The 8,745-nt window shown below is 62.1% G+C and carries 7 protein-coding genes and 1 pseudogene; 2 read left to right on the forward strand and 6 right to left on the reverse strand.

Annotated features, from left to right (window positions below; translation table 11 throughout):
• The 6 genes from GGD53_RS16145 to GGD53_RS16170 form a co-directional block, all read right to left on the reverse strand.
• Positions 1 to 834 (reverse strand): 5-deoxy-glucuronate isomerase, encoded by an 834-nt coding sequence (locus tag GGD53_RS16145; protein ID WP_184457628.1) that lies wholly within the window; start codon positions 832 to 834, stop codon positions 1 to 3.
• A complete protein-coding gene (locus GGD53_RS16150; RefSeq protein ID WP_184457630.1) occupies positions 834 to 1,892 on the reverse strand; it encodes an ABC transporter ATP-binding protein in 1,059 nt (352 codons plus the stop codon). Before GGD53_RS16150 ends, GGD53_RS16145 begins: the two co-directional genes overlap by 1 nt.
• Positions 1,892 to 2,941 (reverse strand): ABC transporter ATP-binding protein, encoded by a 1,050-nt coding sequence (locus GGD53_RS16155; protein ID WP_246717798.1) that lies wholly within the window; start codon positions 2,939 to 2,941, stop codon positions 1,892 to 1,894. Before GGD53_RS16155 ends, GGD53_RS16150 begins: the two co-directional genes overlap by 1 nt.
• On the reverse strand, positions 2,931 to 4,064 hold the full coding sequence (locus GGD53_RS16160; protein WP_184457634.1) for an ABC transporter permease: 1,134 nt from the start codon (positions 4,062 to 4,064) through the stop codon (positions 2,931 to 2,933). The genes GGD53_RS16155 and GGD53_RS16160 overlap by 11 nt, the downstream gene beginning before the upstream one ends.
• Positions 4,065 to 4,076: 12 nt before the next feature.
• Complete coding sequence (locus tag GGD53_RS16165) at positions 4,077 to 5,063, reverse strand: ABC transporter permease (RefSeq protein ID WP_184457636.1); 987 nt, start codon at positions 5,061 to 5,063, stop codon at positions 4,077 to 4,079.
• A gap of 93 nt (positions 5,064 to 5,156) precedes the next feature.
• Positions 5,157 to 7,082 (reverse strand): ABC transporter substrate-binding protein, encoded by a 1,926-nt coding sequence (locus tag GGD53_RS16170; protein WP_184457638.1) that lies wholly within the window; start codon positions 7,080 to 7,082, stop codon positions 5,157 to 5,159.
• A gap of 188 nt (positions 7,083 to 7,270) precedes the next feature.
• Between GGD53_RS16170 and GGD53_RS16175 the strand changes: the two genes are divergently transcribed.
• Together GGD53_RS16175 and GGD53_RS16180 are read left to right on the forward strand one after the other, a co-directional pair.
• Complete coding sequence (locus tag GGD53_RS16175) at positions 7,271 to 8,278, forward strand: LacI family DNA-binding transcriptional regulator (RefSeq protein WP_184457640.1); 1,008 nt, start codon at positions 7,271 to 7,273, stop codon at positions 8,276 to 8,278.
• 83 nt (positions 8,279 to 8,361) lie between these two features.
• Positions 8,362 to 8,655, forward strand: a pseudogene (locus GGD53_RS16180) (alpha-L-fucosidase); the annotation flags it as partial.
• Positions 8,656 to 8,745: the final 90 nt, after the last annotated feature.

Here is an 8,745-nt window from a genome sequence, read left to right on the forward strand (position 1 = left end):
TTATTTGAACTTGTCGCGCATCGCATCGATGCCCGGGATGGTCTTGGTCAGATGCTGATGGGCGGGATCGAAGCGCTGGATCAGCCCGCGGCGGTGCTTGCCGACGAGGATGGTGAAGATATAGCCGCGATGCCCAGGCGAGGTGACCGTCGGGTGGTAGCCCCGGTCGAGCAGTAAGGTGTCGCCGTGGCGGGTCATGAGGATCTTGACCGGACCATCATCGTCATAGGTAATCTGGCTGCCGAAGCCGCTCTCCGGCAGGAAGCGGTAGTGATAGAGCTCCTCATGCAGCGTCTCAGCATCGCCGTCTTCGGTATCGTGCTTGTGGGGAGGATAGCCGGACCAGCAGCCCTCGCCGGCATAGAGCTCGCTCACCAAGAGATTGCCGCAGCGGCCGTTCTGGCGTTGCCCGAGCAGGTGGACGATCCGCCGCTGGCTATGCGTATCCGGCGAGCCGACATTGACTGCGTCGACCTCGTCGGGCGTCACCCGAAACGGAGCGTAGCGCGTATCGCAGATGCCGCCGGCAACGGCGATTTCCGCCGGGCCGCCACGGGCGGATATCCGGACAATGGCGTCGACGGGCGCATAAACCGAGTCCGCGTCGCCTCCCCAGATATCGGCTCGCCGGCCCACGGCTTCGAAGCTGATACCATCCACTTCGATATCCACCTGCCCCGACAGCACGACGTAGAGGCTTTCGTGCAAGGGCAGCCGCCGCGCGTCCCAGCCATCGGCCGGAAGCGTGACGAGGTCGAAATAGATGAGATCGAGCGTCCTGGAGGAGGTACCCACAATGGGACGCTGCTCGGAGCGTGGAATGAATTCGGGCATCAGTTGAACTCCGGAACGTTACGGTCGGCAAAGGGATTGAGCGTCAAGGATTCGGCGTAGTGGCAGGCGACAGCATGCCCATCGGCGGTCACGCTGCGCAGGACCGGCACCTCCTGCCTGCAAAGCTCGGTGGCGTAGCGGCAACGCGGATGGAATGCGCAGCCGGGAGGCGGATGGGCGGGATCGGCCACTTCTCCTGCAAGCCGGATGCGCCTGCTATGACGGCGCAGTCTCGGATCGGCGATCGGCACAGCCGAAAGCAGTGCCTCGGTATAGGGATGGAGCGGTCGGGAAAAAATCTGTTCCGTCGGCGCCATTTCGACGACGCGGCCGACATACATGACGGCGATATTGTCGGAGATGTGCCGAACGACCGAGAGGTCGTGGGCGACGAAGAGATAGGTCAGGCCGAACTGTTCCTGCAGATCCTGCAACAGGTTGATGGTCTGGGCCTGCACGCTGACATCGAGCGCCGAGACGGCCTCATCGGCAATGACAAGGCGCGGATTGGACGCCAGCGCTCGGGCGATGCCGATGCGCTGGCGTTCGCCGCCGGAAAAAGCATGGGGGTAGCGGCGCATATATTCGGGCCGCAGGCCGACGCTCTGCATGAGATCGGCGACCCGGTGCTCGAGTTCCCGGCCCCTGGCGATACCGTTGACACCAAGCACCTCGCCGATGATATCGATGACGGGAAGGCGCGGGTTGAGCGAGGATTGCGGATCCTGGAACACCATCCGCAGATCGCGGTGGATTTCCTTGAGCGCCGGGCCTGACAGCCCGGCGAGATCCACAGTGCCGCCGCTTCGGTCGCGATAGCGGATTTCTCCGCTTGTCGGCCGATAGATTCGCAGGACGGTGCGGGCAAGCGTGGACTTGCCGCAACCGGATTCGCCAACGATTCCGAGCGTCTCGCCGTCCTCGACACGAAGCGAGACGCCGTCGACCGCCTTGACGTGCCCGACCACGTGCCGAAACGCGCCCTTGCGAATGGGGAAATGCATTCTGAGATCATTGAGCTCGAGCAGCGGGCTGCGTGGTGTCGCGGAACCGGTCATCACCGTCCTCCCTTATAAAGCAGACAGCTCGCGACGTGCCCTTCGCCGATGAGGACGGATTGGGGATCCTCTCGGTCGCAGAGGCCCGCCCTCGCCTGCTTGCACCGGGGATGAAAGCTGCAGCCCTCGGGCCGGGCGAAGCGCGAGGGCACCATGCCGTCGATGGTCGCGAGCCGTTCGCTCGGTTGCCCATGCATGCGCGGCACCGATTGCAGCAGGGCCTTGGTGTAGGGATGAACAGGCGCGTGGAAGATCGTATCGACATCGCCTGCCTCGACGACCCGGCCGAGATACATGACGACGACCTCGTCCGCGATTTCGGCGACAACGCCGAGATCATGGGTGACGAACAGAACCGAGAGCCCGAATTCGGCCTGCAGCGAGGCGAGCAGATCGAGGATATTGGCTTGGGTGGTCACATCGAGCGCCGTAGTCGGCTCGTCGGCTATCAGCAGTTTCGGACGGCAGGCGAGCGCGAGCGCGATGCAGACGCGCTGACGCATGCCGCCGGAAAACTGAAAGGCATAACTTTCCATCCGTTCGGCAGGACGGGGGATGCCAACCAGCGCCAAGGTTTCGATCGCATGTTCACGCGCCTCCTTCTTTCCCATCTTCAGATGCAGGCGGATCACCTCGACCATCTGGTTGCCGATCGTATGGACGGGCGAAAGCGCCGCCATCGGCTCCTGGCTGATCAGGCCGATCTGGGCGCCGCGGATCGCCCGCATCTCGCGGCCGCGCGGATCGAGCATAGCCAGATCGATGGCGGGTGCTGCCGGATCGGGCCGGTAGCGGATCGCGCCCGAGACGATCCGCCCGCCGCGCGGAACCTGGTTGAGGATCGAGCGGCCGGTGATGCTCTTGCCCGAGCCGGATTCGCCGACGACGCAGACCGTCTTGCCGCGCGGGATGCCAAAGGACACGCCGTCGACTGCCCTGATCGTGCCCGCCCCGCCGAAGAAATGGGTCCTGAGGTCATCGATCTCGATCAGCGAGTCACGCTCGGCGTGCCGGCCGCCAGTGGCGGCAAAATTGGGATCAGTATTCATAGGGATCTGCAGCATCACGTAATCCATCACCGAGGAAATTGAGGGCGAGCACAGTGACGATCACCGCGATGCCGGGAAGAAACAGCCAGGGAGCGCTCGAGACGGCGAGAATGTTCTGCGCTTCCTGCAGCAGCACGCCCCAGCTCACCACCGGCGGGCGCAGCCCGATGCCGAGAAAGGAGAGCGCGGTTTCGGCAAGAATCATGGTCGGGATGGCGAGCGTCACTGAGGCGATGATGTGGCTCATGAAGGACGGCACCATGTGCCGCCAGATGATGCGCATCCTGGAGCAGCCATCGAGATGGGCGGCGATGACGAAGTCTTCTGTCTTCAGCGACAGGAAACGGCCGCGCACCACCCGCGCCAGATCGGTCCAGCCGATCAGCGACAGGATGACCGTAATCCAGAGATAGACCAGGATCGGATCGGCGCTGATCGGAACGGCGGCCGCAAGCCCCATCCACAGCGGGATGGTCGGAATGGAGTTGATGAGTTCGATACAGCGCTGGATCACATCATCGACCCAGCCGCCATAGAGCCCGGAAATGCCGCCGAGGATGATACCGAGGATCAGGCTGATCGCCACCCCGATCAGACCGACGGACATGGAAACGCGGGTGCCGTGCACCGTCCGGCTGAAAACGTCGCGGCCGAGCCGGTCGGCGCCGAACAGATAGAATGGCTTGCCTGCCTCGACCGGCCCGATCAGGTGCCGGTCGAAATCGAACAGCCCCCAGAGCCGGTAAGGTTCGCCTTTGACGAAGAAGCCCACGGGGATGACGACGGCCGGATCGGGCACATAGGTGCGGCTGAGCGCGATCGGGTCGACCTTCATCGAGTAGCCGTTGATATAGAGCGGGTGAAATCTCCCTGCCGCGTCGTAGCCGGCAAATCTCAGCTGCTGGGGCGGCGCATAGGTGTAGCGGGAATCGTAGGTCTGCGAGGAAACCGGAGCGAGAACCTCGGCAAACAGCGCGACCAGGTAGATCAGGAAGATCACGACGCCTGCCGCGAGCGCCAGCCGATGGCGGCAGAAGCGCCGCCAAATGAGTTTCCACTGGCCGGCAACGGCGTCCGAATTGCGAGTTCGTTCAGGCGATAGCGCGAGGGCTTGATCGGTCATGTCTGTCGTCCTTCAGCCGTTGCGGATGCGCGGATCGAGCCAGGCGAGCAGCAGGTCCGAAATCAGCGTTCCGATCAGCGTCAGCATGCTCATCAGCAGGATAAAGGTGCCCGCCAGATACATGTCCTGCGCAAACAGCGCATTGAGCAGGAGCGGCCCTGTAATTGGCAGGCTGAGGACGATCGAGACCACCACCGAACCCGAGACGAGGTGCGGCAGCACCCAGCCGACCGTGGAGACGAAAGGATTAAGCGCTACCCGCACCGGATATTTGAGCAGCAGCCGGATTTCACTGAGACCCCGGGCCCGCGCCATGTCGACATAGGGCTTGTTCAGTTCATCGAGGAGATTGGCGCGCATGATGCGGATCAGCGCCGCCGTGGCGCCGGTTCCGAGGACGACGACCGGGATCCACATATGCGACATGAGATCGCCGAGCTTGGCCCAGCTCCAGGCGGCATTGATATAGGTGGGCGAAAACAGCCCGCCGACGCTCTGGCCGAAATATTGCGCCGAGACGAACATCAGCACCAGCGCCAGCAGGAAGTTCGGGATGGCAAGGCCGAGAAAGCCGAAAAAGGTGGCGAAATAGTCCCCCACCGAATATTGCCGCACGGCCGAATAGATGCCGATCGGAAAGGCCACCGCCCAGACGAAGAGCAGCGTGGTGACCGAAACCACCATGGTCAGCCCCATACGAGCCCAGATCAACTCGCTGACCGGCTTGTTCCAATCGAGAGACTGGCCGAAATCGCCGCGCAGCAGGATGCCGCTGATCCACTTCCAGTATTGCACCGCCCAGGGCTGATCGAGACCGTAGCGCTCTCGCAGGCCGGCGATGACGCCGGGATCGATCGTTTCGTTCTGCGAAGCCAGACGGGCGGTCATCGCGGTCAGGAAGTCGCCCGGCGGCAATTGGATGATGATGAAGGTCACGACCGAGATCGCGAACATCATCGGGATCATGTAAAGCAGACGTCTGATGATGAAGCCGGCCATGTTCAAGCTCCTTCGACCGGCGATCGCCGATCGGTCTGGATGATGGGGCGGGGCTGGTGGCGGAATGGCGCGCCGGCGCCATTCCCATTTGCTTTACTGCTGGTAGTAGAAGGTCTCGGGCTTGGCCGGTCCCGGCGTCATGTAGAACGAGGTGCTGGGAATGACCTTGGGGACGTTGTGCATATTGGTCTTGACGATGCCGACGCGGTCCGGCTCCAGGTTGGTGCCGATGACGTAGAACTCGTCACGGGTGATCGCCAGCAGTTCCTTCATGGCTTCAAGCTGCTTTTCGAGCGTCGGAGCTTCCTGCACCTGCCGATAGAGATCCATCTGCTTCTTGGCGGCCGGGCTCGGCTCCTCAGCGTTCGGATCCTTGGGGTTCTGGTAATAGAGGCCCCAGGCCGTCGCGAAGCTCGATTCATATTCGTGCGGGAAATACCATTTGGGATCGAGCAGGCCGAGGAAGTCGTAGCCACCGCCGCCGACCCATCCCAGGCCGTCATTGTCGTTGTTCTGCAAGCGCGAGAAGATCAGTGACCGTTCGGCCGGACGGGGCTGCATGTCGATGCCGACGGCCCGCCAGTAGCGCTGGATCATCTCAAGCGCGTCGACCTGGATCGGGCTTCCGGTCAAGGCGTCGATCGCAAAGGTGATGCGCTTGCCGTCCTGACCGAGGCGATAGCCTTCCGCGTCACGTTTGGTGATGCCCGCCTTGTCGAGATACTGATTGGCGAGGTCGACATTATATTCCAGATACTGCGTCGCCATCTTCTCGTCATAGAGCGCAGTGCCCTCACGGGGTGCGGCCTGATAGGGCTTGGCCTGTCCGGCATAGATCAGCTGGTTGAGCTCCTCGCGGTTGATGGCGTAGCTGAGACCGATGCGGAAATCCTTGTTGGAGAAGACGGCGCGCAAGGCCGGATTCTTATGGGTCTGGTTGAGCGTGATCAGCAGGGCGTTCGACCAGGCCGGCCGGGCAATGAACAGGCCGTAGCCACCCTTCTGCTGGTTCTGCACGATCACCGTGCGGGCATCCGTGGTTTCGATGAAGCGGTTCTGCATGTCGATTTCGCCGCTGATCGCCTTCAGGATGATCGCCTGGGTATCCTGCATCACGTCGATGGTGATGCGATCGAAGTAAGGCAGCTGGTTTCCTGCGGTATCCACCTTGGCGTAATAGGGGTTGCGTTCGGCGACGACCTGGGTCGTGCCGTTATAGGGCGCCGTCAGCACCCAGGCATCCAGCGTCGGCCGGCCGAGATCGCGCCAGCGGCCGGGAAAGCCGATCTTGTTGTTGAAGAGCTGAACCCAGTCGGTTGCGCCGGCAGCCTTCACCAGGGCATCGATCCCGGTTGGATTGAAATCCTTGTGGAACTGCTTGAGGTAATGCGCAGGGGCAGCCGCCAGGATGTCGGAGCCGCGCACGGTCGCCATATTCATCAGGAACAGGCCGTTCGGCGCAGCGAACTTGAAGACGACCTTGTCGTCGGCAAGCTTTTCGACCTTGACGGCCTCTCCGCCGGCAGTCAGCCAGTCGGGTGCGGCGGGCGTGATCTTGGTGTTGCGCAGCACGTTTTCGTTCCACCAGACCAGATCGTCGGCGGTGAAAGGTTCGCCGTCCGACCAGCGCGTGCCTTCGCGCAGGGTGAAGGTATATTCGGTCGCATTGTCGTTGACCTCGACGCTCTTGGCGATGTCGGGGATCACCTCGGTCCATTCCGGATTCCAGCGCACCAGTCTCGTATAGCCGATCGAACGCTCGATCTCGCTGTCGCCGCCGCCGAAGGTAGCCGTGCGCCAGGTGCCGCCATAGGTGCCGACCGATTCAAGTGGGGTGAGCACCAGCGGCTCTTTAGGCAGCCGCTGTTCGACCGGCGGCAGCTTGCCGGCATCGACGAGCGCCTTGAGTTCCGGCGCTTCCTGAAAACCGAAGGCAGCACCCGCCCAACCGGAACCAATGAGAATAGCAGCGGCAACGGTCGAGACGACCCGCCGTCCTAGAATTCTGACGTGTTGCATTCTCTCCTCCCAATGATCTCGTTTAGGTTATCGTTAACGTATTTCCTCCATCTCGAACGTTAACGTTACCGTTCGATCTTGTCAAAGAAATTCTTAAATACACGTGCCAAGGCTGAGCAGCCTTGGTTTTCCTACAAATTGTGTTAGTTATCGTTATCGCAATTTCTGCCATTCGAGAGACCGTCCCGTTGAGCCGCACCAAAGAGCCGGAAGCCAAGATAACCATCGCCGATGTCGCGCGCGCCGCAGGCGTATCGCCGATGACGGTGTCGCGCGTGCTCAACGATCAGGGCGGCGCCAGCGCCGAGACCACGCAGCGCATTCTTCTGGCGGCGAACGAACTAAACTACCGACCCAATCCCTTCGCACGCGGGTTGCGTTCCGACCGATCGAGGACCATCGGCCTTCTCGTCCCCGACATCACCAACCCGTTCTTCCCGGAGGTCATCAGAGGAGCCGAGGACGCGGCGAGTGCCGCCGGCTACAACCTGCTTCTGTCCAACGTCGTCGAGAACAGCAAACGCGAAGGCGAACTCATCGAGGCGCTGCTGCGCCATCGGGTCGACGGCATCATCGTCTGCAGCGCGCGCCTGCCGGATGCCGCCCTGCACAAGGCGCTCGCCCACCATCGCGCTGCGGTGCTCATCAACCGCGAAGCGCCGCCCGAAGTGGCGGGAACGATCGTCACGGACTACGAAACCGGAGCGTCGCGTGCCATCGATCATCTGGTCGAGCGCGGTCGCCGCAGGATTGCGATCATCGCAGGGCCGCGCAGCTCCTTCGGCGGCAAGAGCCGCCTCGTCGGCATTCGCAAGACGCTCGCCGTCCATGGGCTGAAGGCGCACGGCATTGTCTATTGCGATCCGACAGCCGCGATCGGGCAAACTGCGGCAGCCCAATTGCTGGCGGAAACGCCCGATATCGACGCCCTGGTCTGCTACAACGACCTCAATGCGATCGGCGCAATGAAGGCCTGCCGGGCGGCCGGCATTTCGATCCCCGAGCAGATAGCGCTCATCGGTTTCGACGACATCCCGGCGGCCGAATTGCTGTCGCCGGCGCTAACCACCTTGCGGGTGCAGAAACGGGAAATGGGGGAGGAAGCCGTGCGCCTGCTGCTCAGCCGCATCGCCACCAAAAACCGTCAGCATGGCATCGTCATCGTTCCCGAACTCATCGTCCGCGAAACGACCTGAGGGCCGCCAAGGCGCTGCCCCAAAATCGGCGAGCGGTTTCTGGTGTCGTGCGCCAATTCTGAAATGGAACAGGAGGAATATCCATGGATGCCGACAATCTGCAGTCGCTGGCCTTGCCCGAGGAGAAGAAGGCCTGGTTCGTCCACGACCGGTTCGGCATGTTCGTGCATTGGGGGCTCTATGCGCTGCCGGCGCGCCATGAATGGGTCAAGAGCCGCGAAGAACTTGATGACGCCGACTACCAGAAATATTTCGATCACTTCGATCCCGATCTTTACGATCCCAGGGAATGGGCGAGACGCGCCAAGGCCGCTGGCATGAAATATGTGGTGCTGACCACCAAGCATCATGAAGGCTTCTGCCTCTGGGACACTAGATGTGAGCTTTCGGGAGGTTGTCCATTCGGAGCGGATCGAGGAGACTGGAGCTACCACATCTCGAGTCGGAGGGATCGCCGCGAATGAACA

The organism is Rhizobium aethiopicum (assembly GCF_014197535.1).
Taxonomy (GTDB): Bacteria; Pseudomonadota; Alphaproteobacteria; order Rhizobiales; family Rhizobiaceae; genus Rhizobium; species Rhizobium aethiopicum_A.

What these genes read in the sequence shown, in the direction of transcription:
- GGD53_RS16170 (WP_184457638.1), bottom strand. Translation starts at nt 7,082, where the DNA reads ATGCAACACGTCAGAATTCTAGGACGGCGGGTCGTCTCGACCGTTGCC.
- GGD53_RS16145 (WP_184457628.1), bottom strand. Translation starts at nt 834, where the DNA reads ATGCCCGAATTCATTCCACGCTCCGAGCAGCGTCCCATTGTGGGTACC.
- GGD53_RS16150 (WP_184457630.1), bottom strand. Translation starts at nt 1,892, where the DNA reads ATGACCGGTTCCGCGACACCACGCAGCCCGCTGCTCGAGCTCAATGAT.
- GGD53_RS16165 (WP_184457636.1), bottom strand. Translation starts at nt 5,063, where the DNA reads ATGGCCGGCTTCATCATCAGACGTCTGCTTTACATGATCCCGATGATG.
- GGD53_RS16155 (WP_246717798.1), bottom strand. Translation starts at nt 2,941, where the DNA reads ATGAATACTGATCCCAATTTTGCCGCCACTGGCGGCCGGCACGCCGAG.
- GGD53_RS16160 (WP_184457634.1), bottom strand. Translation starts at nt 4,064, where the DNA reads ATGACCGATCAAGCCCTCGCGCTATCGCCTGAACGAACTCGCAATTCG.